The following is a 25,715-nucleotide window of genomic DNA, read 5'->3' as shown; positions in this document are numbered from 1 at the left end:
GGTTCGGCCTGCGTCCCCAAGGGGCTTGCCGGGTGCAGGCCACACAAGAAGACGAGACTTTTTCAGTTGCAAACGAATTTCACCAGCGCTGCGCTGGTCCGCCTGCTGGCCGAGCGTGCCGGCGTGCCAGGGCCTGTTTCCGGGGGGGCAGAGCGCGATTTTGCCGAGCGCCTGAGCCAGTGGCTCAGCGCGTTCGACGCCATCACCCTGCGCGGTGTGCAGCAGCAGCTCCAGGCCCTGGCCGACGGGACCGGTGCCCCCGCGACCCCGCCCACCGAAGCCCAGCTGGCGGCCCTCAAGAAGCTGCTGGAGCGGGTGCGTGGCAGCCTCATGCGCGGCTTGGCCGATGTGAATGCCGCCGCCGTGGCGTCGGCCGCGGCCGGCCAGGGGCCGGCCTCGCTGCCGGGTATGCGCCTGCCGGCAGGCATGAGCAAGTACGTTGACCAGACCGACTTGCCGGGCGGGGAGGGTACTTATGCCGCATTTCAGCAGCGTTATCTCGATCAACAGCGCCAGATGGAGACGAAAATCGCCTCCCTGCGGGCCCATGTGCGCCAAGTGCTGAGCGCCTCCACGCCGCGGCTGCAACAGCTGGCCGCGCTGGACGCTGCGATGGACAAGATGATTGACGCCCGGCGGCAGCAACTGCTGGGTCGGGTGAGCCCACTGCTGGAGCGCCGCTTTGACCAGTTGCGCCAGGCCCATGAGGCCAGCCGGGCAGCGCAGCCGCCGGATGCGGCCACTGCGCCGGGCGCTGAATGGCGGCCGGGCGGCTGGCTGCATGGCTTCAGCCGCGAGTGGCAGGAGGCCCTGGTGGCTGAGTTGGAGGTCCGGCTCCAGCCGGTGGTGGGCTTGATGGAAGCTTTCGGCAACGAGATCGAGAAAAGAATTCAATGAACAGGTTTGTTTTTGCGTTGGCCTTTGTCACGGGGCTGTTGAGCGTGGGCTGGGTGGCCTGGGGTTTTGTCGGGTCGAGCTGGGTGGCTTTGTTGATGACCGGCGTGATCGCCGCGGTGTACCTGTTGGGTGCCTTGGAGATCCGCCGCTTCAGGGCCGCCACGCAGGCGCTGCAAGAGGCGCTGGCGGGCCTGAGCCAGGCCCCGGCCGAGCTGGCCGGCTGGCTGCAACAGCTGCCGCTGGCTTTGCGCCAGGCCGTGCGCCTGCGGGTGGAGGGCGAACGCGCCGCCTTGCCGGGCCTGGCCCTCACGCCCTACCTGGTTGGGTTGCTGGTGATGCTGGGCATGCTGGGCACCTTTTTGGGCATGGTGATCACCTTCAAGGGGGCCGTGTTCGCCCTGGAGGGCTCGACCGACCTGCAGGCCATCCGCAGCGCCCTGGCCGCGCCCATCAAGGGCCTGGGCCTGTCGTTTGGCACCTCGGTGGCCGGCGTGGCGGCTTCGGCCATGCTGGGCCTGCTGGCCGCCCTGAGCCGGCGCGAGCGCCTGCAGGTGTCGCGCCTGTTGGACAGCCGGGTGGCCGATGTGCTGCGCCCCTTCTCGCTCAGCCACCAGCGCGAGCAGACCTACAAGGCCTTGCAAGGCCAATCCCAGGCGCTGCCCGTGGTGGCCGATCGCCTGCAGGCCTTGATGGAGCAACTCGAGCAGCGCAGCGAGCGCCTGAACGAGCAACTGCTGGAGCGGCAGGACCAGTTCCACCGCCAGGCCGGCACGGCCTACACCGACCTGGCCCAGGCCGTGGGCCGCTCGCTGCAGGACAGCCTGAGCGCCGGCGCCCGGGCGGCGGGCGAAAGCATCCAGCCCGTGGTGCAGGCCGCCATGGCCGACATCGCGCAGCAGGCCGGGCAACTGCACCAGCGCCTGGGCGAGGTGGCGCAACAGCAGGCCGAGGGCCTGTCGGCGCAGTTCAGTGCCACCGTGGGCCAGGTGGCCGCCCACTGGCAGCAGGCCTTGCAGCAGCAGGCCCAGACCGGCGCCCAATTGATGCAGGGGCTGGACCAGAGCCTGAATGCCTTCACCGCCTCTTTCGAGCAGCGCTCGTTGGGCCTGGTCGACGGCGTGCACGAGGCCCTGCGCCAGTCGCGCGGCGAACAGACCCAGGCCGACCAACAGCGCCTGCAGGCCTGGGCCCAGGGCCTGGACGGCATGACCCAGGCCTTGCAGGCCGAGTGGCGGCAACTGGGGGCCCAGCAACTGGCCCAGCAGCAAGCGGTCTGCAGCACCCTGGAGAGCACTGCCACCCGCCTGGATGGGCGCCATGCCGAGCAGGCCAGCCGCATCCGCAGCGATCTGGACCAGGTGGTGGCCCGCTTTGAACAACTGGCCCAGGCCCGGCTCGATGCCGAAGCCCAGGCCCAGGCCGAGCAGGTGGCGGCCGACCGGCAGCGGCTGGAGGCCTGGGGCCAGGCCCTGGGCTCGGTGGCGCAAAGCCTGCAGGGCGAGTGGCAGCGTGTGGGCGAACAAGCCCTGGCGCAGCAACAGGCCCTGAGCCACACCTTAGAGCAGACGGCCGCTGCCATCGGCGAGCGCAGCGCCGAGCAGGCCGCCCGCACCCGGGCCGACCTGGAGCAACTGGTGGCCCGCTTTGAACAGCTGGCCCAGTCGCGCCTCGATGCCGAAGCGCAGGCCCAGGCCGAGCAGGTGGCGGCCGACCGGCAGCGGCTGGAGGCCTGGGGCCAGGCCCTGGGCTCGGTGGCGCAAAGCCTGCAAGGCGAATGGCAACGCGTGGGCGAACAGGCCCTGGCGCAGCAGCAGGCCCTGAGCCACACCTTGGAGCAGACGGCGGCCGCCATCGGCGAGCGCAGCGCCGAACAGTCCGCCCGCACCCGGGCCGACCTGGAGCAGCTGGTGGCCCGCTTCGAACAGCTGGCCCAGGCCCGGCTTGATGCCGAAGCCCAGGCCCAGGCCGAGCAGGTGGCGGCTGACCGGCAGCGGCTGGAGGCCTGGGGACAGGCCCTGGGCTCGGTGGCGCAAAGCCTGCAGGGCGAATGGCAGCGTGTGGGCGAACAAGCCCTGGCGCAGCAACAGGCCCTGAGCCACACGCTGGAGCAGACGGCGGCCACCATCGCCGAACGCAGTGCCGAGCAAGCCCGCCAGACCCTGGCCGAGACCAGCCGCCTGCTGAGCCGCCTGGATGCGTTGGCGCAGGCCCGTTCCGAGGCCGAGATCCGCTCCCAGGCCGAGCAAGAGGCCGCAGACCGACAACGCCTGGCCGCCTGGTCGCAGGCCCTGGGCAGCATGGCCGGCACTTTGCAGGCCGAGTGGCAGCGCGTGGGCGAGCAGGCCTTGGTCGGCCAGCAGCAGTTGTGCCAGACCCTGGAGAAGACCGCGGGCGAGCTGGGCGAGCGCAGTGCCGAGCAGGCGCGCCGCACCCTGGCCGACATGACGGCCCTGGTGGCCCGCCAGGACGAACTGAGCCTGGCCCGCAGCGCCGCCGAAGAGCGCTGGCTGCAGCAGCAGGGCGAACGCATGGACCAACTGGCGGCGCTGTGGCGCCAGGAGCTGGGCGCCTTGCGCGACGACGAAGCGCGCCGCGGCGACGCCGCGGTGCAGCGCCTGGGCGATCTGCAGGCGGCCCTGGCCAGCCAGCTGGCCACCCTGGGCCAGACCCTGGAGGCCCCGATGGCCCGCCTGATGCAAAGCGCCGCCGAGGTGCCGCAGGCCGCCACCGCGCTGCTGGCCCAGGTGCGCGAGCAGATGGGCGCCCTGGACCAGCGCGATCAACTGGCCCTGCAAGAGCGCAGCGGCCTGATGGAACGCCTGAACCAGCTGTTGCTGAGCCTGGAGCAGGCCTCGGCCGAGCAGCGCGACAGCGTGCAGGCCCTGCTGGGCCAGGCGCTGGGCACGCTGGGCCAGGCCGGCCAGCAGTTCACCGAGACCCTGAGCAGCCATGCCGTGCGGGCCGAAGATCTGGCCGTGCACCTGCGCGGCGGGGCGATCGAGCTGTCCAGCCTGGGCGAGGCCTTCCACCAGGGGGTGCAGCTGTTCAGCAGCAGCAACGAGAAGCTGGCCGAAGGCCTGCAACGCGTCGAGACCGCCATCACCCAGTCGATGGCGCGCAGCGACGAGCAACTGGCCTACTACGTGGCCCAGGCGCGCGAGGTGATCGACCTGAGCATCAGCGCGCAGCGCGGCATTGTTGACGACCTGCGGCGCCTGCAGGCCGGGGCTCAGGCCCAGGCCGCGGCGCTCGGGAGCGCCTGATGAGCCAGCTCGAGGAGATGGACGAAGGCCTGGAGCAGACCGCCCCGGTGTGGGCCGTGTTCGGCGACCTGATGACGGGCCTGTTGGGCGCCTTTGTGCTGGTGCTGCTGGGCGTGCTGGTGGTGCAGATGGACCTGGTGGACCACCTGCAGCTTGAGGTGCAAAAGCGCCAGGTCGAGGAGCAGCGCCGCATGACGCTCGAAAAAGCCCTGGCTGGCCCCCTGGCCTCGGGCCGGGTGACGCTGAACAACGGGCGCATCGGCATCAGCGGCAGCGTGCTGTTTCCGTTCAACTCGGACCAGCTGCGCCCCGAAGGCCGGGCCCTGCTCAAGAGCCTGGTGCAGCCGCTCAAGGTGTACCTGGCCGAGCGCGATGAGATGCTGATGGTCAGCGGCTTCACCGATGACCGCCCGATCCAGGAAGGCAACCGCCGCTTTGCCGACAACCTGGAGCTGTCGGCCCAGCGCGCCCTGACCGTCACCCGCGCGCTGGTGGAGGAGGGCATGCCCTCGTCGCTGACCTTTGCCGCCGCGTTCGGTGCCGAGCAGCCGGTGGCCTCGAACGCCAGCGAGGCGGGCCGGGTGCTGAACCGGCGCGTCGAGATGGCACCGGTGCCCAAGTCGGCCCCGACGGCGGACGCTCGCCACAATCGCTCGTGAGTGTGCCCATGGTTCCCGCTCCGGCACCTGCAGACGAACTGGCTCAAGCCCTGGCCCGCTTGCAGGGCTTGCGCGAGGCCGGGGCGGCCGAGGCCGACCCGATCGGGCTGGCCTATCTGGAGCGCCTGGCACAACAGGCCGCGGCCCACTATGGGCCCTTGCAGGCCCGCTTGCAGCTGCGCCTGGGCCAGGCGCTGGACCGTTTCGAGCAGGCCCGGGCCCCGTCCCTGACGGCGGCAAGCGCGCCCGACGCCGGCCATGCCCCGGCGCACCCCGCAGCCGCGGCGATGCTGGCCGAGTTGAACCGCCTGCTGCGTGAAGCCAGCGCGCCCGCACCGGTGCTCGATGGCGAGGAGGCCGCGTCCGCCCCCGTGCGCAGCCCGGCGGGCCGGCCTGAGATGAAGAGCGTGACCCGGTTTCGCGAAGGCTGGTCCCGCCTGCGGGCCGAAACCCGCGTCACCGAAGCGTTGGGGCGCAAGCCTGAGAACGCCGGCCCGCTCAATTCGCATGCCTTGCTGCTGCGCTCGCTCGACCTGATGCGGGGCCTGTCGCCTGACTACCTGCGCCGCTTTGTAACGCATGTGGACACCTTGCTGTGGCTGGATCAGGCCAGCCAGAAGCCCGCCCCGGTGAAGGGCAAAGGCAAGAGCAAGCCCGCGTCGGGGCCGCGACGAGCCAAGCGCGCCTGATCCAGGGGGGCGCCTTTGAATCCGCATAAATGATATTTCAAAATTATTTATGCGGTTTTAATGTGGTAAAAAAGTATTTCCGAGGTATAAACGGGGCCGTGAAATGCGTTCTTTGATGAGCGTATTCATTTGATCTGATCATTTGAGGATGCCACGCCAATGGGGTGTGAGGCGCTTCAAACGACCCTGCGCATTTGCTGGCCCTGGGCTGCCAGCCCACGGAGACCTTGATGACCTCGATCCCCTGTGAGCCTGCGACTCGACCTGCCGCCCCGGTGGTTTTGCTGGTGGACGATCAGCGCGTCAATCTGATCCTGTTGCGGGGCCTGCTGAGCCCGGATTACCACTTGCTGGAGGCCGATTCCGGTGCCCAGGCCTTGGCGCTGGCCGCGGCCGACCCCAGGCCCGACCTGATCCTGCTTGACATCATGATGCCCGACATGGATGGCTACGAAGTGCTGCGCCGCCTGCGCGCCCAGCCTGCCACCTGCGAGATTCCGGTGATCTTCGTGACCGCCATGACCGAGGAGAACGACGAGCGCGTCGGGCTCACCCTGGGTGCGGTGGATTACCTGACCAAGCCCCTTCGATCGCCGATCCTGCTGGCCAGAGTGCGCACCCAATTGGAGCTCAAGCAGGGCCGCGACGAGCTGCAACTGCGCAACGACAGCCTGGAAGTGGCCGTGCAGCAGCGCACGCAAAGCCTGTCCGAGGCCCTGGCGCATCAGCGCGAGCTCAACCAGCGGCTGGAGCAGGCGCAATTGCAGCTGCTGCAGTCCGAAAAAATGGCTTCGCTGGGGCAGTTCGCCGCCGGTGTGGCGCATGAGATCAACAACCCCATCAGTTTTGTGCGCTCCAACCTGGGCACGCTCAAGACCTATTTCGAGGATGTGATGGCCGTGGTGCAGGCCGGTGATGCCGTGTGCCGGCAGGCCGGGGCCGGGCCCGCCGGGGCCGCCGTGGCCGATTACCAGCGCCTGTGCCAGGACAAAGACCTGCCCTATCTGCGCGAGGACCTGGTGCAGGTGCTGGACGAAAGCCGCGAAGGCCTGGACCGCGTGAGCCGCATCGTGGCCGACCTGAAGAACTTTTCGCGTTTCGGCCGAGAGGATTGGGCCTGGGTCGATCTGCACGAAGGCCTGCACGCCACCTTGCGTTTGATGGCTGGCCAGCGCCCGCCGGGTTGCGAGGTGCAGCTGGATCTGGCGCCCGAACTGCCGCTGGTCAAGTGCATCGCCCCGCAGATGCACCAGGTGTTCATGAACTTGCTGACCAATGCGGTGCAGGCCATGCAGGGCCGTGGCTGCATCCGCATCGCCACGCGCCGGCTGGACGAGTCGCGCGTCGAGCTGCGCTTCGAGGACAGCGGGCCCGGCATTGCCGCCGAGCACCTGGGCCGCATTTTCGACCCCTTCTTCACCACCCAGGCGGTGGGCCAGGGCATGGGCCTGGGCCTGTCCATCAGCTGGGGCATCGTGCATCGGCACGCAGGCCAGCTGACGGCGCACAACCGCGAGCAGGGTGGCGCCTGCTTTGTGCTGCAGTTGCCGCTGGACCCTCAGGCATCGTCTGCCGCGCCGTCTTCCCGTGTGGGACTCGGTGCCCCCGTTCTGCTTCCTACCGAAGGCATCTCATGAACCTGTCCACTGCCTTGCCCCTGGTCTTCATTCACTCGTCCGACGAGGCCTTGGGGGCTTACGACATGCACTACCAGCCCACCCAGGTGCTGGTTTCGGTGCTGCTGGCCGTCTTTGCGGCCAGCTGCGCGCTGGAAATGGCCAACCACAAGACCCACCGCCCGCGCTGGATTGCCTTGGGGGCCCTGATGCTGGGCCTGGGCACTTGGGCCATGCACTTCATCGGCATGACCGCCTTGCGCATCGATTGCGGCATCCAGTACGAGCCCTGGTTGACGGCACTGTCGGTGCTGCCCGGGGTGGCCGCGGCTGCGGTGGCCTTACATTTCGCTGCGCGTGACCGAGCCGGCCTGGCCACCTTGTTGCTGGCCGGCACCGTGATGGGCGCCGGGGTGGGCCTGATGCACTACCTGGGCATGGCCGCCATGCGTCTGGACGGGGCGTTGCGTTATGACAGCCGGCTGTTCCTGTTGTCGATCGTGGCGGCGGTGTTGCTGGCCATCGGGGCGCTGTGGCTGCGCCAGCGCCTGCTCGGTACGCGCCTGGGGCGCCATCCATTTCTGGGCTCGCTGGTGGGCGGTGGGGTGCTGGGGCTGGCCATTTCGGCGATGCACTACACGGCCATGGCGGGGGCGTATTTTTTGCCCGGCGCGGGCGCGGGCACTGAGGCGACCGGGTTCACCGACCCGACCGCCCTGGCCACGGTCGTGGGCCTGCTGACCTTGTTGCTGCTGCTGGGTGGCTTGGCGTTTCTGGTGGCCTCGGCCCGCATCGCGATGGCACGCCAGCGCGCCGAGGCCATGCAAGCCATGTTGCGCAAGGTGACGGCCGTGCTCGACAACATGGGCGATGGCTTGCTGGTGACCGATGGCCAGGGCCGCATCACCCAGCTCAACCCGGCCTTGCTGGCCTTGTACCGGCTAGATGAGGAGGCGGGCGGTGGCCAACCCTTGCCGGGCATGCCTGTGCGTGCGGTGTTGGGCGACGAGGTGGGTGACTTTGTGGCCAAAGCCCTGGACGGGCAGCGCGTGGCGCTGTCGCTGACGGCCGAGGTGGCCGTGCTGGACAGCCGGGTGGCGCGGGTCGTGGCCACGGTGCTGGGCAAGGACAGCGCTGGGCCCCAGGCGGGCTCGCAAGGTCTGGTCATCACCTTTCGCGACATCACCCATGAGGTGGAGGTGTCGCGCATGAAGACCGATTTCATCGCCAACGTGTCGCACGAGCTGCGCACCCCACTCACCTCGGTGCTGGGCTTTGCCAAGGTGATCCGCAAGCAGTTCCAGCGCAGCGTGCTGCCGGCGCTGAACCCACAGGACACGAAGACGATCTCGGTGGTGGAGAAGATCCAGTCGCAGCTCGACATCATCGTGTCCGAGGGCGAACGGCTGACCAACCTGATCAACGATGTGCTCGACCTGACCAAGATCGAAGCCGGCAAGATCGAGTGGCGCGATGAACCGGTGGACATGGGGGCCTTGCTGCAGCGTGCGGTGGACGCCACCGCCGCCATCTACCAGCCGCGCGAGCTGCCCCTGAAGCTGGAGGTTCAGCACCCCTTGCCCTTGCTGCGGGGCGATCCAGACCGCCTGCTGCAGGTGATCATCAACCTGCTGTCCAATGCCGCCAAGTTCACCGAACAGGGTGAGGTGCATTGCTGGGCGCGGCTGGAGGGCGGTCGCCTCACGGTGGCGGTGGCCGATCAAGGCTGCGGCATCAGCGAGTTCGATCAGCAGCAGCTGTTCGAACGCTTCCGCCAGGTGGGCAACACGCTGACCGACAAGCCGCGCGGCACCGGCCTGGGCCTGGCCATCTGCAAGCAGGTGATCGAACACCACCGTGGCGAGATCTGGGTGGAGAGCCAGGTCGGCCAGGGCAGCACCTTCTGCTTTGCGCTGCCCCTGCCCGAACAGGCCGTGGCCGAGGGTGCCGTGGTGGGCACCGACACCGCGCCTGCTGTGGCCCTGACAGCTTTGAGCGGACACCCGCGAACCATTCTGGTGGTGGACGACGAGACCAACATCCGCGCCTTGCTGCGGCTGGAGCTGGAGGCCGTGGGCTATCTGGTGCGCGAGGCCGCTGATGGTGTTCAGGCCATTCAGCAGGTGAAGCAGTCGCCGCCCGATCTGATCCTGCTCGACGTGATGATGCCCGGCATGAGCGGCTTCGAGGTGGCGGCCGTGCTGCGCTCCACCCCCGAGGCCAACAAGATTCCCATCGTCATTCTGAGCATCGTGGACGACCGGGCCCGCGGCCGTGCCGTGGGGGCCGACAGCTACCTGTCCAAACCGATCAACATGGAGGTGCTGCTGCCCGAGATCGATGGCCTGTTGCGTCGGCGTGAATCCACCAAGCGCATGCTGCTGGTGGATGATCGCGACGCGCCGGTGGTGGCCGTGACCCAGATGCTGCGTGCCAAGGGCTACCAGGTCGAGGTGCTGGACCCTGAGATGCAGCGCGGCGATCGGGCGGCGGCCCTGCCGGAGATGATGGTGGTGTTCTCGCCGGCCGAAGACCCCCTGCACGTGGCGTCGTCCATGCAGACCGCCCGTGAAGGCGAGCGGGTGTACCTGGTGGTGACCGGCGCTGGGCTGGCCCGGCCTGCCCCATGACCGCGCGTGCGACCCGCCGGGCCCTGAACCGCGCGTCCCTGGGGCAGGCCATGGACCGCGTGGCCCGCTCGCTGCAGAGCAGCTGGTGCGTGTTGGACGAGCCGGGCGAGCAGGTTGCCGGTGCGGCTGGCGGCCCCCCCCCGCAGGCCGACTGGCCCCGCGTGCCACTGGAATGCCTGCTGCCCGAACGCTTGTGGCTGGCGGCTCCCGGGCATGCGCAATCTCTCGCAGACGTGCTGACCGGCCTGTGGATGCAGGAGGAGGAGCGTCGCCTGCTGGTGGACGAGGCACTGGCCAAGTACCGCGAGATCAACCTGTTGTTCCGGGTGCATGAAGTCATCAACCACAACATGCCCGCCCGCGAGGTGCTGCAGGCGCTGCGCCACGAGGCGGCGCGCCTGATCCCTACCCTGCCGCTCGAGGTACTGCTGCTGAGCACCGACGCCAGCCTGCTGGCGCAGGGCCTGGGCCCCGAGCAAGGGCTTTACACGCCCGCTGCGGCGCCCTGGGGCGGTGCGGTGGCGCAGCGCGCCTGTGCCATCCGCCAGGCTGACATCGTCAACGCGGGCGACGCCTCTCCAGAGGCACCGGCCATGGGCAGTCTGATGGTGGCCCCCATGGTCACCCCGCGCGCCGAGCTGGGCGCGCTGCTGGTGGGCTGCCGCCAGCCCGTGGTGTTCCAGGCCAACCACCTCAAACTGCTGGCCACCCTGGCCGCCCATGGCGCCGTGGTGCTGGAAAACGCACTGCTGACCGATCAGCTGCGCGGCGCGCTGGACCGGGCCGAGAGTGCCAACCGCTCCAAGAACGCTTTCCTGCGCAACATGGGCCATGAACTGCGCACGCCGATGAGTGCGATCCTGGGCTTTTCAGACCTGCTGGCCCTGCGCCTGCGGGACGATGAGACCCTGGAGTTTGCGCGCAGCATCCAGAATTCTGGCCGCCACCTGCACGGCATGCTCAACGACATCCTGGAGATTTCGCGCGGTGACGACGATGGGCCGCGCCGCCTGAGTGCCTTCAGCGTGCTGGATCTGCTGCAGGCCGTCACCGCTGCCGAGCGGCCAGCGGCGCAGGCCAAGGGCTTGCTGCTGCAGACCCGGATCGATCACGGGCTGGAAGCCGGCGCCTTGGGCGAGGTGAGCCGTTTGCGTCAGGTGCTGCGCCACCTTCTGGGCAATGCCGTCAAGTTTTCCACCCAGGGGCAGATCACCGTGGCGGCCACCTTGCAAGGGGGCAGGGCAGGCACGGCGCAACTGGAGTTCAGCGTCCAGGATCAGGGCGAAGGCATCTCAACGGAGCACATGGCCCGCATTTTTGCCAGCTTCGAGCAAGGCGATGGCGAGCGTGGGCGCCGCCACGAAGGGGTGGGCCTGGGCCTGACCGTCTGCAAGTACCTGGTCGAACGCATGGGGGGCGAACTGGGCGTGGACAGCGTGCGCGGTCAGGGCAGCCGTTTCTGGTTTCGGGTGGGGGTGGAATGGCCCAGCCACGGGGCCGCGACTTGAACAAGGAACACGATGGAAACCACTGTACTGATTGTGGATGATGAGCCTCATATCCGCATGCTGCTGGAGGAGAGCCTGGTCGACCTGGAGGACCAGGGCATCCACTTGTTGAGCGCGGGCGATGGGCGCGAGGCGCTGGCGATGATCGAGGCGCACCGGCCACGCCTGGTGCTGCTGGATGTGATGATGCCCGAGCTCAGCGGCTACGAGGTGTGCCAGCAGGTGCGTGCCAACCCGGCGCTGGCCTCGACATACATCCTGATGCTGACCGCCAAGGGGCAGGAGGCCGACCGTCTGCGCGGGCTGGAGGCGGGGGCGGACGATTACGCCACCAAGCCCTTTGACCCGGATGACATGCTGGTGCGCGTGCAGCGGGTGCTGGCCTTGGGTTGAGGCCGGGGGCCAGGGCGTCAGCCTGGTGCTGGTGCTGGTGCTGGTGCTGGTGCTGGTGCTGGTGCTGGTGCGCTCGGGTGGCGCTCCAGCAGGGCCAGGGCTTCGGCCAGATCGAAGGCATCCATGGCCTGGGCCAACTGGCGTGTCAGGCTGGGATCTGCCTGCTGCAGGGCGGGGCGCAGGGCCTCGAAGGTGTCGGCGGCATCGAGGTCATCACGGGCCAGTTGCCGGCGCCAACGGGCCAAGGGCTCGGCCAGGTGGGCCAGCGAGCCCGCACCCGCATCAGCATCGGCTGGCATTGGTGGGGGGGCGGCAGGCGCGCTGGCGTGCCCGTCCGGGCCCAGGCGCTGGATGATCGATTGGCAGCTCTCCTCCAGCGCCTGTTGCAGCGCGTGCAGCACAGCCTGGGTGTCGGCCGCTTCGCTTGCCGGGGCGGGCGCGGGGTGGTGCTTGAGCTGTTGCTCGGCCGCCTGGGCCAGGCGCTGGACCCGTTCCAGGCCGAGCATGCCCCCCAGCCCTTTGAGCGTGTGCAGCCTGCGCTGTGCGGCTTCGTGGTTGCCCTGTTGCAGTTCGTCGTGCAGCCTCAGCAGGTCCTGGCCATGCTCGGCGGCAAAGCGCAGCAGAAAATTGCGCAGGCGCTGCAGGTCACCGCGCATCGAGCGCAGGCCGGCCTCCAGTTGCAGGCCTTCGACCAGGTGCAGGCGCTGGCGCAGTTGGGCTTCCACGCTGGCCGGCGTTGCTGACGCGCTGGTGCGTGTGGCCTGCGTGCCCGCCTTGTCTTCGGCTTGTGCCTGCAGGGCCTGGGGCAGCCATTTGGCCAGGGTCCGAGCCAGCAGGGTCGGGTCCACCGGTTTGGGGATGTGGTCGTTCATGCCCGCGGCCAGGGCCACGGCGCGGTCTTCGGCAAAGGCATTGGCCGTCATGGCCAGGATGGGGGTGTTCGCCCAGCCGGTCAACTGGCGGATCTGGCGCGTGGCCTCCAGCCCGTCCATGACGGGCATCTGCACATCCATCAACACCAGTTCATAAGCCTGGCGCCGCGCCAGATCCAGGGCTTGCTGGCCGTCGCAGGCCAGGTCCACGGCAAAGCCCAGGTCTTTGAGCAGTTCCAGGGCCACTTCCTGGTTCATGGCGTTGTCTTCCGCCAGCAGCAGCCGGTGGCCCTGGGCAAATTGGGGCAAGGCCTGGACCGGGTGCGGCGATGTACCCGGGCAGCTGCGACCCTGAGCCAGGGTGACCGAAATCGTATCGGCCAGCAAGGCGGGCAGCACCGGCTTGGGGATGAAGGCGGCAAAGATGCCGTCGTCCTTGACCTCGCTGGGGCAGCCGCTGCTGCCGCTGACCAGGATGCACACCGGCTGCTGGCGCAGTGGCAGTTGCTGAATGCGTTCGCAGGTCTGCGAGCCATTGAACCCAGGCATGAGCCAGTCGGAGAACACCATCAGGTAGGGATCGCCCAGCGCGTCGGCCTGGGCCACCATCTCCAGCGCCAGGGCGCCCGAGCTGGCCCGATCGACCCGGGCGGACAGCCCTTGCAGCAGGTCGGCCAGGGCTTCGCGGGCTTCTTCCATGTCGTCGAGCACCAGCACGCGGCTGCGGGCCGGCAAGGGCATGGTGGCGTTGACAGGGCTGTCGTGGGCCGGTTGAAAGGGCGCCTCCAGCCAGAAGGTGCTGCCCAGGCCCGGCTGGCTGCTGACACCCACCTGGCCGCCCAGCAGATCAGCCAGGCGCCGGCTGATGGCCAGGCCCAGGCCGGTCCCGCCATACAGACGCGTGGTGGACACGTCGGCCTGCTGAAAGGCGTTGAACAGGCGGGCCTGCTGGTCGGCGCTGATGCCGATGCCGGTGTCGCGCACCTCGAAGCGCAGCCACAGGTGGCCGTCGCCCCGCTCGGGCAGCACGCTGCCACGCAGGCGCACGCTGCCGTGTTCGGTGAACTTGACGGCATTGTTGGCAAAGTTGAGCAGCACCTGACCCAGGCGCACGCCGTCGCCATGCAGCATGCGCGGCAGGCTGCCGATCTCGGCCACCAGCTCCAGCCCCTTGGCCTCGGCTTTCTCGGTGACCAGTGCAAACACATTGGAGACCACCCGCTCCAGCTGGAAATCGGTCGGGTCCAGGGTCATCTTGCCGGCCTCGATCTTCGAGAAGTCGAGGATGTCGTTGATGATGGACAACAGGTGCATGGCGGCGTCCGACAGCTTGTCGAGCTGCTGGCTCTGGCGTTCGCTCAAGGGGGCGCGTCGCACCAGGTGGGCCAGGCCGATGATGGCGTTCATGGGGGTGCGGATCTCATGGCTCATGTTGGCCAGGAAGCTGCTCTTGGCCCGGTTGGCACTCTCGGCCATGTCGCGCGCGCGGCGCAGTTCTTCTGCGTTGCGGTGCTCGGCGGTCACGTCTTCGATGATGCCGATGATGGCGTTGGGGAACTCGGGGATGTCGATGCGGGCGTCGGTCAGGCGCGCCCAGAAGCGGCTGCCATCGCGCCGGCGCATCTCGTGCTCGCGCACATGGGGCCCGGGTTGGTCGAGTCGGCGCTCGATCAGCTGGCCGGCGGCTTCGAAGTCGGCATCGCTGCCGTACCACAGCCGGGTGCTCTGGTTGAGCAGCGCCCCCGGTGGGTAGCCAAAGATCTCTTCGACCTTGCGGTTGCAGCGCAGCACGCGGCGCGACTGCAGGATGACGATGCCCACGGTGGCGTGGTCGAAGATGCCGCGCAGCTCGCTGTTGGCCGAGCGCAGTTGCAGGGTCTGCTCGGACAGGCGCCGGCTGGCCTCCTCCAGGCTGGCGGTGCGCTCGATCACCCGCTGTTCCAGCAGCTCGCGGTGGCGCTGCAGTTCACGCTCGGCGTTCTTGCGCTCGGTCACGTCCATCCAGACGCCGGTGAGGCAGGTTTGGCCGTCGAGTTGCAATGGGCGCATCGAGATCCAGAACTCGCGCACCTGGCCCTGCTTGTTGCGGCGCTGGTTCTCGAACTCCAGACCGTTCTCGGCCACGATGCGTTGCACGATGGCGTCCACCTGGGCGGGGTTCAGGTGGGCCTGCAGGTCGTAGATGGTGAGGCGGGCGAATTCGTCGCGCTCGTAGCCCATGGCCTTGCTGGCCGCGTCGTTGAAGCTGATGAAGCCCAGGGTCGCCAGATCGACCAGCACGATGCCGATGGGGGCCTGGCTGACGATGCTGGCGTATTGGCGCTCGCGGTCGGCCAGGGCCTGCTGGGTCTGGTGCAAGGCGGTGATGTCGCGCCCCACGCCCAGCACGCCCAGCAGCTGGCCCTGGGCATCCCGGATGGGGGTCTTGATGGCGGTCACCAGTTCGCGATGGCCGTCGGCAAATTGTCGCCAATGGGGTGGCAGCTCATAGCGGCCGGTGTCGATGGCGATCTCGTCGCCGCTGCGGTACATCGCGGCCTCCTCAGGCGCAAACAGGTCCTGATCGCGCAGCCCCCGCAGGGCCTCGGCGCTGCGCCCGGTTTGTTGCAAAAAACGCTGGTTGAACACCTGGTAGGCCCCATCCGGGTCCTTCAACCAGACCAGGTCGGGCATGCCCTGGATCAGCGCGTGCAGCTGGGTTCGCTCGGCATCGAGTGCGTCCTGGGCCGAACGGCGTTGCCAACGGGCATCTCGGTAGGCCAGCACGGCACGGGCCATGTCGCCCAGCAGGCCGTGTCGCCGGGCACTGGCCGCCAGGTGGGTGAACAGGGGCGTTTCTGCCGGTTCGTCACCGTGTTCGCTGAGGTAGCTCAGGGCCGCATTGAGTCGGCCCAGACGTCGGGCCAGGCGAAAGGCCACGGCCAGCCAGAGCGCCAGCACCAAGCCGGTGGCCGTGGCGCTGAGCAGTAGCATGCGGCTGCGGATGACTTCCAGGGCGGTGCTGGCCTCGGCGTTGCGCTGTTGGGCCTGCTGGGTGAGTTGCTCGTCGATGGCCTGCAGCTGCAGGGCCAGTTTCACGTAGTGCTCATGGGCCGTGAGCAGGTGCTGGCCGGCCAGGCGGGTGTCGATCGAGGCCAGGTCGGTGCTCATGAGCACAAATCGTTTGAAGTTGCCGAATTCGGCCTGGGCGGCGCGCAGGGCCTGGGCCTGCGCGCCGCCCAGCTCGGCCTGACCCAGGCGGGCCAAACGCTGCTCGAATTGCGCCACCTGGTCGACGATGCGGGTGTGCAGCCGATAGGCGCCCGCCTCATCGATGCGCCCGGACTGGGCCTGGCCCAGGGCCTCGGTCAACTCCTGCTGCAACACCAAGGCCTGCAGGCTGATCGAGGAGGCCTCGCTGGCGGAGGCCAGGTCGCGCGCCTGCGCCAGGTCGAACTCGCCGCGGGTCTGCTGCAGTTGCTGCTCGGTCACCCGGTTGAGCACCCCGCCCAGCAGCAAGGCCAGCGCCACAGGCAGAAAGAGCAGCAGCAGGAACTGCAGCTGCTTGGAGTTGCTGCGCCAGTTCATGGCGCCGGGGCCGCCTTGAGCAACTGGGGCCACAGGGCCGGCGGAATGCTGGCCAGGTATTCAAAGCCGTTGGCACCCAGCGGGCGCAGCACGACCACCGTGCCCTCGGGCTTGACGAAATAGCCCATCAAATCGGCCATGTTGGGGGCGTGGGCCACGATCAGCCGGTTGCTGCCCGGCGCCGGCGGCGTGCTGACCAGGCGCCGGGTGGCTTGCAGCACCGGCTTTTTCTGCTCGCTGGTCAGGTTGGCGGTGTACATCAGGTCCGGGTCGGCGTGCACCGGGCCCTTGAAGTCGGGGTAGGCCAGCTTCACGGTCTCGGTGGTGCGGCACAGCGGGCTGTGGAAGATCTCGGCCACCGGGATGCGGGCCTGGCGCAGGGTGTTGCCCAGGGTGACCGCCTGGCGGCGGCCTTCGTCATTGAGCACGCGCTGGGTGCTGCAGTCGTCCAGGCGCAGGCCGGTGACGGCGTCGGCCCGGCTGTTGTCGGTGGTGCCGTGGCGCATGTAGAGCACGTAGCCGCCAGCGCGCAGCTGGCCCAGCAGCTCGGGCCTGGCCATCACCTCCTGGAAGGGCGGGGGGGCCGGTGGGGGGGCCATGTCTGCCGCACGGGCTGCGGTGCAGCCAAGCAAGACCAGAGTCAACAGGGCTGTGCAGCCGGCGCGTTGCTGCCCATGGGGCTTGAGCGCGGCGGATTCAGGCTTGATCGGCATAGTGTTCGGCAATGGTCCTGAATTCATCAAAACGGGCCAGGAAGGCATCGACGATGTCGGGGTCGAAATGGTTGCCACGGCCCTCGGTGATGATCTGCCGCGTGGTGTCCATGGACAAGGGGGATTTGTACGGGCGCCGTGAGATCAGGGCGTCGAACACATCGGCCAGGGCCATCAGGCGGGCCGGCAGAGGGATCGCCTCGCCGCACAGCCCGAGGGGGTAGCCGCTGCCGTCCCATTTTTCATGGTGGCTGGCGGCGATCTGCTGGGCGGTTTCGAGGAAATCGAGCGAGGGGCGGCTGTCCGGGGAACCCGGCGCATCGCGACCTGCAGCCGGCGTGGCCTGCAGCTCGCGGGCGCGTTCGATGGCTTCTTCGAGGGCCTGGGCCCCGATGGCCGCATGGGTCTTCATGATCTCGAATTCGTCGGGCGTGAGCCGACCGGGCTTGAGCAGGATGGCATCCGGAATGCCCACCTTGCCGATGTCGTGCAGCGGCGCTGCCTTGGCGATGCGCTGACGCACGTCGGGGGTGGCCAGGGCCTGGGCGAAACGGGGGTGATCCAGCAGCTGGTTCATCAGCACCTCGATGTAGGCCTGGGTGCGTCGCAGGTGGTTGCCGGTTTCGTTGTCACGCTTTTCGGCCAGCGTGGCCAGGGCGAACAGGCTGAGGTTTTTGATCAGTTCGTTCTCGGCCATGCGGCGCCGCACCTCGGCGTCGAGAAAGGCGTTCTGGTGGGTCAGCCGGTCGCGCGCCTGTTTGAGTTCGAGCTGGGCATGCACCCGGGCCAGCAGCAGGGCCGGCTTGACCGGCTTGGTCACGTAATCGACCGCGCCCAGGGCCAGGCCGTGCTCTTCGTCGTCATCGGCGTTCAGGGCGGTGACAAAGATCACCGGGATGTCGCGCCACAGCGGGTCGGCCCGCAGTTGCTCCAGCACCTGGTAGCCGTTCATGTCGGGCATCATGACGTCGAGCAGGATCAGGTCGGGGCGGGGAGGGTTTTGCAGGGCCAGCAAGGCGCGCCGCCCTGAATTGGCGACCCGCACCTGGTAGAGCGGGCGCAGCATCTGGCCGATGACGGACAGGTTCTCCTTGGTGTCGTCCACCAGCAAAATCGTGGGCAAAGCCCGGGCCTCAGGGGTCTGGGCACCTGGATTCTGGGTGAGGGTCGCGTCGTAAATGGGCATCGCCGGTAGACCAGGGATATTCAATCGTCGGTCTGACACAGGAAGATACACGAAGCGCCTGGATTATCCAGCCCGAATCTCAAGGATTCGACGGGGCTTGGATGCGGGAGCGCCGGAAAATCACGTTTTATTCGGTGGCTGGCGAGTGGCCGTGCTTTGCAAGCCTTGTTATTTCAGACGTAGACGTCAATCTGTTGGCCCAGGGTGTTTTGCTCATCCTTGTCTTTTTTCCGGGCCTGCTGGCTTGGGCTGGTGGCCGCCGCGGGTTGGGTTTGCTGCGCCTTCGCCGCCTTGTCGATTTTTTCTTGTTGCTGTTGTTGTTGCAAGGCCGATATCTGGGCCTGAACCACCTGAATCTGGGTCTGCAGCAAGGCCGCACGCTTTTGCTTGGTCTTGGCGTCACCCTCTGAATTGGCGACGTCCTTGAGCTGCTGGGTCAGTTGCCGCAACTGCTTTTGCAGCGCTGCAATCTGGCTGGCATTGTCGGTACCGCCCGAGCTGGAGGTGCTTGTGACGGCGCTGCTGGTGGTGCTGGAGGTGACTTGCATGCCTTGTGTATCGGCGTTTGTCGCCAAAAATGAACTTTTTTGGCAGGCTTGATACCGTGTCTTTGCAGGTTGCTTACCCATGAGGCGGCTGGCCTGCCCGGCGCCAGATCAGCCCCAAGGCCGACAGGCTCACCAAAGCCAGCACCCCATTGAGGGCCAGTGCGCTGCGCACGCCCATCAGGTGCACGCTGAAGCCGGTGAGCAGGCTGCCCAGGGACAGGCCGCCGCGCATGGCCAGCATGAACAGGCTGACGGTCTTGCCTCGCAGGTGATCGGGCGCGCTGGATTGCAGCAAGGTGTTGGCCGAGGCATTGCTGGCCGTCATGGCCACCCCGGCCAGCACGAACAAGGGGGCCAGCGCCTCGGCCCAGGGGTTGAGCGCCGCCAGCACCACGATGGCGGCATAGGCCAGGGCAAAGCCGGTGCACCATGGCCGCCGGTCGCGCTGGGCATCGAAACCCAGCAAGGCCGCAGCACCGAGCAGCCCGCCCAGCCCGAGCGCGCCGGCGCTCAGGCTGAACTGGGCGGCATCTCCCTGAAAGGCCTGTTTGACCAGCACCGGGCAAAAGGTGATCAGCGGGGCGCACAGCAAGGCATTGAGGAACACTGTGAGCAAGGCAGAGCGCAGCCGCGCCTGCGCCAGCACCTCGCGCACCCCCAGCCACAGGTTCTGGCGGCTGCCCTGGGCCTGGCCGCTGGGGGGCGCTGCAGGCAGGGTCGGCTGCAAGCGCCGTGGCAGCACCCACAGAGCCACGCCGATGAAGGGCAGGTAGGAGGCCGCGCTGACGGCGAAGGCGCCTGCCATGCCAATGCTGGCCATGAGCGCACCGGCGACGGCAGGCCCGAGGATGCGTGACAGGTTGAATTGGCTGGCGTTGAGGGCGATGCCTGCCGGGATCTGCTCGTGCTGGACGATGGAGGGAACAATCGATTGGAACGACGGCATGGACAAGGCATCGGTCACGCCCACCACCAAGGACAGCAGCACCACCTCCCAGGCCTGGATCCAGCCACCCAGCACCCCTGCGACCAGCAGCAAGGGGCACAGCATCTGGATCGACTGGAACAAGGCGATGGTGCGTCGCCGGTCGGCCCGATCGGCCAATTCGCCGCCCACCAGGGTCAGCAGCAGGGCCGGCGCGCTGAGGGCGAAGGCATCGAGCCCCAGCATCAGGGGCGAGGCGCCCAGGCTGAGCATGAGCCAGGGTTGGGTGACCTGTTGCGCCCAGGTGCCGATGTTGGCCAGCAGGCTGGCCACCCAGAAGGTGCCGAAGCGGCGGCTGGTCAGCAAGGCCAGGGATTTTTGCAAGGCGGAAGAGATCACGTCGGGCTCATGGGGTACGGTTGAAAATCACAGATGAAGAAAATGCGCGCAGAAGTTCATTTTCCAGGCCTTCAATTACCATGATTTGTGTCGCGGGGACCACGCGGAATACCGGGTTTTCCCTGGAGCAAAAATCCAATCCCGATTCTTTGACGTAACGCAAAAGGATTGCTTGGCTACTGCGAAATGATTTTCGCTTTCGCCGATCATCGGCTCAGCCCATTGAAGCTCTCGGAAGGTTATGCGCAATATCAAGCTCCATGAATCAGACCAACATCAATTCATTTTGTTGAATGAGAGTGAACCGGGCGAAGAAGATGGGATCAGGTCCAATCAATACTTGGTGATTCATGAGGGGCAGGGGGTGCTGCTGGACCCCGGTGGTTTTGGCGTGATGCCCCGGGTGCTGGCTGAAATGTTGCGTTATGTGCAGCCGGCCGACATCAAGGGTGTGTTTTTGTCGCACCAGGACCCGGACATCGTGGGCGGTCTGTCGACCTGGCTGGAGTTGTTGGACGCGCCGGTTTACGTGTCGAGCATCTGGATGCGCTTTCTGCCGCATTACGGGCTCAAGGACATGTCCCATTTTGTGGGGGTGCCCGACGAGGGCATGCGGTGCGAGGTGGCCGAGGGCTTTGGTCTTGAGGTGGTGCCGGCGCACTTTCTGCACTCCGAGGGGCAGATCAATGTGTACGACCCGCTGGCCAAGGTGCTGTTTTCGGGTGACATCGGCGCGGCCATGTTGCCGCAGGAGCAGGACACGCCCTTTGTGGATGATCTGGCCGGGCACCTGCCCTACATCGAGGGCTTTCATCGCCGCTACATGGGCTCGAACCGGGCCATCCGCTGCTGGCTGGAGACGATTGCCCACCTGGACATCGAGATGATCGCGCCCCAGCACGGGCCGGTGTACCGCGGGGCCGCGGTGGGGCAGTTCCTGGCCTGGCTGGGCGACTTGCAATGCGGCATCGACCTGCTGCAAAGCGGTGGGCGTTTCGCCCGATGAGCGCCCCCGCCTTCACCAACCACCTGGAGTGCCTGCGCCTGCGGGTGATGGACCGGATGGCCTCCCTGCTGGAGAGCCAGACGCGAAGCCGGGCCTTTGCCAGCAACCTGGGGTCGCTGGTGCGGCAGGTGCAGAGCGAGGTCATGGCCGAATTGGAGGCCTTGTCGGCCGAGGCCATGCCGCACAACCTGGCGCTGCGCCTGCGCCATGTGATCGACACCTACCGCAGCCTGGAGCAGACCATGGCCCTGCTGCTGGGCGAGCGCCAGCGCCAGTGGAGCCGCAACGCCGAGCACGCCAAGACCACCTTGCTGGAGTTCAACCAGACGGTGACCGAACTGGCCTCGACGCTGATCGAGAAAGACCTCTTCGAGCGCCAAAGCCGGGTGCTGGAGCGCATCATCCTCTCGCATGAGCATGTAGCCCAGTGGAAGGCCTTTGTGCAGGAAATCCTGGCCGACTTTCACGCCATTTTTCCGTTCAATTTCTTCTATATCGCTTTTGCCGAAGAGCACGGCCTGTCGCTGTACCTGTACTACCTGGGCCAGTACCCGGAGGACATGAAGAAGAGTGCGCGCGAGATGATGTCGCGCCAGATGCTGGCCGGGCTGAATCTGCCGGCCGACACGCTGCTGGAGATCGACGAGTTCGAGATCGCCGTGCCCGAGAACGACGCCGCGGTGGATGACATCCGCATGATCACCGTGGCGGTGCCCGAGCACACGCCGCGCCTGGCCGGCTTGCTGGGCGTGGCCTATGTGGGCAGCAACGAGCTCACCCCGCAAGAGGAGAGCGTGGTGCGCTCCATCCTGTCGGTGATGGTGATGGTGGTGGGCTCCAGCAAGCTGCTGTCGCGCACCCTGTCCGAGCTGGAGTACTACGCCATGCACGACCCCTTGACGGGCCTGTACAACCGGCGCCAGTTCGGCAACGTGCTGGAGTACGAGTTCGGTCGCTCCGAGCGCCACGGGCACGAGTTCTCGCTGCTCATGCTGGATCTGGACGACTTCAAGGACATCAACGACTCGTATGGCCACCAGGTGGGCGACGAGGCGCTGCGCGGGGTGGCCGAGATCCTGCGCACCCAGATCCGCAAGGGCGATATCGCGGCGCGCATCGGCGGCGACGAGTTCACAGTGCTGCTGATGGAAACCGGCCGCAGCGGGGCCAGCACGGTGGCCCATCTGCTCGGGCAGGCGCTGCGCGAGCGCAGCTTCACCGCGCCGGATGGCAAGCACTTTCACCTCACGGTGTCGATCGGCATCGCGGTGTACCCGGGCGACGCCGGCAACGAGGCCGACATCCTGGCCGGGGCCGACCAGGCCATGTACCGGGCCAAGGAGATGGGCAAGGACGGCGCCTGCACGCTGGACTCGCTCAAGGGCAAGACCCAGGCCGGTCGGCAGACCCGCGACTACGCCGAGCGGCTGCGGGTGGCGCTGCACCAGGAGCGCATCGTGCCGTACTTCCACAGCATCGTGGACTGCCACAGCGGCGAGCTGTTTGCCTGCGAGACCCTGGCCCGCATGGTCGAACCCAATGGCGACATCGTGGTGGCCGGGCAGTTCATCGAAACCATCGAGAAATACGGCATGGGCCGGGAGTTGGACCGCATCGTGATCCGCAAGGCCCTGGAGGCGCAGCGCCAGCGCATGGCCGGCGGTGCGCCCGACATCAAGGTGTTCCTGAACCTGTCGGCCCAGGAGATCCAGGGGCGTGGTGTGCTGGCCTATGCCGAAGACCTGTGCAACACGCTGGGCATCCCGCCACAGTGCATCGTGTTCGAGATCCTGGAGCGCGACGCGATTGGCGACATGACCAACATGCGCACCTTTCTCACGCAGTTGCGCAGCCGCGGCTTTGCCTTTGCGCTGGATGATTTCGGCAGCGGTTACAACTCATTCCACTACCTGCGTGAGTTGAAGTTCGAGTACGTGAAGATCGACGGCGCATTTGTGCGCAACATCCTCAACTCGAAGATCGACTACGCCCTGGTGCACAACCTGTCTCGCCTGTGCCAGGACATCGGCATCCTGACCGTGGCCGAGTTCGTCGAGAGCGACGAGATCCTGCAGGCCTTGCGTGAGATGGGCATCAACTACGCCCAGGGCTATCACATCAGTTTGCCCACCCGGGACATACCGCTGGTCGCCTCCATGGACTGCTACAAAAAAGCCTGAGAACGCGCCTGCGACCTCGCATTTCCTGGCCTGCCGGCCCCTTTCGCGGGCCGGACCGGCGATGGGCGCGCGTCCTTTCGTCGGATAGCTGAGCCCGCGCTTGGCAAAGCGTCACTCGCCCGGGCTTTCGCGGGGCACGATAGACCCTGAGCGGTCGCCATTCATGGACAAAAGGTGAACAAAACTATCAAAAAGGAAAGTCGTTCGTATTTTTCTATTGTGATGATAATGATTGTTTAATGATATTTTTGTGATTTCTCGCCCCGTTTGATTCAGAATGGAGACCGCTGGATAGTGATCAATGAGACGCAGCTCGCCCCTCCACTGAGTGGAATTCCTGGGTTATCGCATCGAATCAAGGTCGATCCGGATCGTCATCTTTTTCAAAGGAGCTCGTAATGGAAAGCAGCAACGCGAACACCGCCGGCAAATGCCCGGTCATGCACGGTGGAATGACCTCGGTCAGCAAGACCAATGTCGACTGGTGGCCGAAGGCCCTGAATTTGGACATCCTGCATCAGCACGACAGCAAGACTCAGCCCCTGGGCGAGGGCTTCAACTACCGCGAGGAAGTGAGCAAACTGGATGTCGAAGCCCTCAAGCGCGATCTGAAGGTCTTGATGACCGACAGCCAGCCCTGGTGGCCGGCTGACTGGGGCCATTATGGCGGCCTGATGATCCGCATGGCCTGGCACTCGGCCGGCACCTACCGCATCGCCGACGGCCGCGGTGGCGCAGGCACCGGCAACCAGCGCTTTGCCCCCCTGAACTCCTGGCCTGACAACGGCAACCTGGACAAGGCCCGCCGCCTGCTGTGGCCAATCAAGCGCAAGTACGGCAACCGCCTGAGCTGGGCCGATCTGATGATCCTGGCCGGCAACATGGCCTATGAATCGATGGGCCTGAAGACCTTTGGCTTCGCCTTCGGTCGCGAAGACATCTGGGCCCCTGAGAAGGACATCTACTGGGGTTCCGAAAAGGAATGGCTGGCCCCGAGCGGCGGCCCCAACAGCCGCTATTCGGGCGAGCGCGATCTGGAAAACCCCTTGGCCGCGGTCATGATGGGCCTGATCTACGTGAACCCGGAAGGCGTGGATGGCAAGCCCGATCCGCTGAAGACGGCCCACGACGTGCGTGTGACGTTCGCCCGCATGGCCATGGACGACGAAGAGACCGTGGCCTTGACGGCTGGCGGACACACGGTGGGTAAAACCCACGGCAACGGGGACGCCGGCAAACTCGGCCCGTCACCCGAAGGGGCCAGCCTGGAAGAGCAGGGCCTGGGCTGGATCAACCACAGTGGCCGCGGCATCGGGCGGGACACCGTGACCAGTGGCATCGAGGGTGCGTGGACCACCCACCCGACCCGCTGGGACAACGGCTACTTTGAAATGCTCTTGAATCACGAATGGGAACTCAAGAAGAGCCCGGCCGGGGCTTGGCAGTGGGAGCCTATCAACCTGAAGGATGAACACCGTCCGACGGATGTGGAAGGTTCTGACGGGCACACCCGCGTGATGATGACCGACGCCGACATGGCCATGAAGATGGACCCGGCCTACCGCGCGATCTCCGAGCGTTTCTACAAGGACCCGGCGTATTTCTCGGAAGTGTTCGCCCGGGCCTGGTTCAAGCTGACCCACCGCGATCTGGGCCCCAAGGCCCGCTACATCGGCCCCGATGTGCCGCAGGAAGACCTGATCTGGCAAGACCCCGTGTCCGCTGGTCGTCGTGACTACGACGTGGCCGCCGTCAAGGCTGCCATCGCCGCCGCCGGCCTGAGCACGGCCGATCTGGTCAGCACCGCCTGGGACAGCGCCCGCACCTTCCGTGGCTCGGACAAGCGCGGTGGCGCCAACGGAGCCCGCATCCGCCTGGCCCCGCAAAAGGACTGGGAAGGCAATGAGCCGGCTCGCCTGGCGCGTGTGCTGTCGGTGCTCGAGCCCATCGCCGCGAAGTTCGGCGTCAGCGTGGCCGACGTGATCGTGCTGGCCGGCAACGTGGGTGTGGAGGCGGGCGCCAAGGCCGCCGGCTTCGACATCACCGTGCCGTTTGCGCCGGGTCGGGGTGACGCCACGGCCGAACAGACCGATGCGGAATCGTTCGAGGTGCTGGAACCGGTGGCCGATGGCTTCCGCAACTGGCTCAAGAAGGACTACACCGTCAGCGCCGAAGAACTGCTGCTGGATCGCGCCCAACTGATGCGCTTGACGGCTCCGGAAATGACGTCGCTGATCGGCGGGCTGCGTGTGCTGGGCACCAACCACGGCGGCAGCACCCATGGCGTGTTCACCGACCGGGTGGGTACCCTGAGCAACGACTTCTTCGTCAACCTGACCGACATGGCCTACACCTGGAAGCCGGCGGGCAAGAACCTGTACGAGATCCGCGATCGCCAGTCGGGTGCTGTGCGCTGGACTGCAACCCGGGTGGACCTGGTGTTTGGTTCGAACTCGGTGCTGCGCGCTTACGCCGAGGTCTACGCCCAGGACGACGGCCGCGAGAAGTTCGTGAAGGACTTCGTGGCGGCCTGGACCAAGGTCATGAACGCTGACCGCTTCGATCTGGCCTGAGCGCCACAGCTCAGATCAAGTCTGAGATCCCCAAGGCCCCTGCGGGGGCCTCCATGAAAAAAGCCCCTTTTCGGGGCTTTTTTGCGTTCAG

The 25,715-nt window shown here is 66.9% G+C and carries 16 protein-coding genes; 11 read left to right on the top strand and 5 right to left on the bottom strand.

The annotated features are described in order from the left end of the window. Positions 1–66 precede the first annotated feature (66 nt). The 8 genes from F624_RS33600 (at position 67) to F624_RS0122565 (ending at position 11,655) form a co-directional block, all read left to right on the top strand. Positions 67–897 carry a DUF3348 family protein gene (locus F624_RS33600; RefSeq protein ID WP_019576644.1) on the top strand — a complete coding sequence of 277 codons (831 nt, stop codon included), beginning with the start codon at positions 67–69 and terminating at the stop codon, positions 895–897. Beyond that, the gene (locus F624_RS32740; protein ID WP_019576643.1) at positions 894–4,160 is read left to right on the top strand and encodes a DUF802 domain-containing protein; all 3,267 of its coding nucleotides are present in this window, start codon (positions 894–896) and stop codon (positions 4,158–4,160) included. Before F624_RS33600 ends, F624_RS32740 begins: the two co-directional genes overlap by 4 nt. Next, complete coding sequence (locus F624_RS0122590) at positions 4,160–4,819, top strand: OmpA family protein (protein WP_019576642.1); 660 nt, start codon at positions 4,160–4,162, stop codon at positions 4,817–4,819. The genes F624_RS32740 and F624_RS0122590 overlap by 1 nt, the downstream gene beginning before the upstream one ends. Positions 4,820–4,827: 8 nt before the next feature. Continuing rightward, positions 4,828–5,508: a DUF2894 domain-containing protein gene (locus F624_RS0122585; protein ID WP_019576641.1), complete on the top strand. Its 681-nt coding sequence runs from the start codon at positions 4,828–4,830 to the stop codon at positions 5,506–5,508. A 230-nt stretch (positions 5,509–5,738) separates the two neighbouring features. After that, complete coding sequence (locus tag F624_RS0122580; RefSeq protein ID WP_157443569.1) at positions 5,739–7,145, top strand: hybrid sensor histidine kinase/response regulator; 1,407 nt, start codon at positions 5,739–5,741, stop codon at positions 7,143–7,145. Then, a complete protein-coding gene (locus F624_RS0122575; RefSeq protein ID WP_019576639.1) occupies positions 7,142–9,754 on the top strand; it encodes an MHYT domain-containing protein in 2,613 nt (870 codons plus the stop codon). The genes F624_RS0122580 and F624_RS0122575 overlap by 4 nt, the downstream gene beginning before the upstream one ends. Next, positions 9,751–11,262: a GAF domain-containing sensor histidine kinase gene (locus F624_RS0122570; protein ID WP_019576638.1), complete on the top strand. Its 1,512-nt coding sequence runs from the start codon at positions 9,751–9,753 to the stop codon at positions 11,260–11,262. Before F624_RS0122575 ends, F624_RS0122570 begins: the two co-directional genes overlap by 4 nt. A gap of 12 nt (positions 11,263–11,274) precedes the next feature. After that, positions 11,275–11,655 (top strand): response regulator transcription factor, encoded by a 381-nt coding sequence (locus tag F624_RS0122565; RefSeq protein WP_019576637.1) that lies wholly within the window; start codon positions 11,275–11,277, stop codon positions 11,653–11,655. A 17-nt stretch (positions 11,656–11,672) separates the two neighbouring features. On the opposite strand, the gene F624_RS33595 is transcribed toward F624_RS0122565, so the two are convergent. The 5 genes from F624_RS33595 to F624_RS0122540 all read right to left on the bottom strand — a co-directional run bounded on the left by F624_RS33595 (position 11,673) and on the right by F624_RS0122540 (position 19,865). Continuing rightward, the gene (locus F624_RS33595; RefSeq protein WP_051107490.1) at positions 11,673–16,094 is read right to left on the bottom strand and encodes a PAS domain S-box protein; all 4,422 of its coding nucleotides are present in this window, start codon (positions 16,092–16,094) and stop codon (positions 11,673–11,675) included. Next, the gene (locus F624_RS0122555) at positions 16,091–16,807 is read right to left on the bottom strand and encodes a histidine phosphatase family protein (RefSeq protein WP_019576635.1); all 717 of its coding nucleotides are present in this window, start codon (positions 16,805–16,807) and stop codon (positions 16,091–16,093) included. The genes F624_RS33595 and F624_RS0122555 overlap by 4 nt, the downstream gene beginning before the upstream one ends. Continuing rightward, positions 16,791–17,993, bottom strand: a complete 1,203-nt coding sequence (locus F624_RS0122550; protein WP_019576634.1) for a response regulator — start codon at positions 17,991–17,993, stop codon at positions 16,791–16,793. Before F624_RS0122550 ends, F624_RS0122555 begins: the two co-directional genes overlap by 17 nt. Before the next feature lie 173 nt (positions 17,994–18,166). Continuing rightward, the gene (locus tag F624_RS0122545; RefSeq protein ID WP_245573706.1) at positions 18,167–18,622 is read right to left on the bottom strand and encodes a FlxA-like family protein; all 456 of its coding nucleotides are present in this window, start codon (positions 18,620–18,622) and stop codon (positions 18,167–18,169) included. Beyond that, positions 18,615–19,865, bottom strand: coding sequence for an MFS transporter (locus tag F624_RS0122540; RefSeq protein ID WP_019576632.1), 1,251 nt, complete (start codon positions 19,863–19,865; stop codon positions 18,615–18,617). Before F624_RS0122540 ends, F624_RS0122545 begins: the two co-directional genes overlap by 8 nt. A 241-nt stretch (positions 19,866–20,106) precedes the next feature. On the opposite strand from F624_RS0122540, the gene F624_RS0122535 reads away from it, so the two are divergent. The 3 genes from F624_RS0122535 (at position 20,107) to katG (ending at position 25,624) form a co-directional block, all read left to right on the top strand. Then, on the top strand, positions 20,107–20,871 hold the full coding sequence (locus F624_RS0122535; protein WP_019576631.1) for an oxygen-binding di-iron domain-containing protein: 765 nt from the start codon (positions 20,107–20,109) through the stop codon (positions 20,869–20,871). Continuing rightward, on the top strand, positions 20,868–23,051 hold the full coding sequence (locus tag F624_RS0122530; protein WP_019576630.1) for a putative bifunctional diguanylate cyclase/phosphodiesterase: 2,184 nt from the start codon (positions 20,868–20,870) through the stop codon (positions 23,049–23,051). The genes F624_RS0122535 and F624_RS0122530 overlap by 4 nt, the downstream gene beginning before the upstream one ends. Before the next feature lie 398 nt (positions 23,052–23,449). Then, the gene (gene katG / locus F624_RS0122525) at positions 23,450–25,624 is read left to right on the top strand and encodes a catalase/peroxidase HPI (RefSeq protein ID WP_019576629.1); all 2,175 of its coding nucleotides are present in this window, start codon (positions 23,450–23,452) and stop codon (positions 25,622–25,624) included. Positions 25,625–25,715 lie beyond the last annotated feature (91 nt).

This window comes from Curvibacter lanceolatus ATCC 14669, from assembly GCF_000381265.1.
Lineage (GTDB): Bacteria > Pseudomonadota > Gammaproteobacteria > Burkholderiales > Burkholderiaceae_C > Curvibacter > Curvibacter lanceolatus.
The sequence above is the reverse complement of the archived record's forward strand: the minus strand, read 5'-3'. Positions and strand labels throughout refer to the sequence as shown.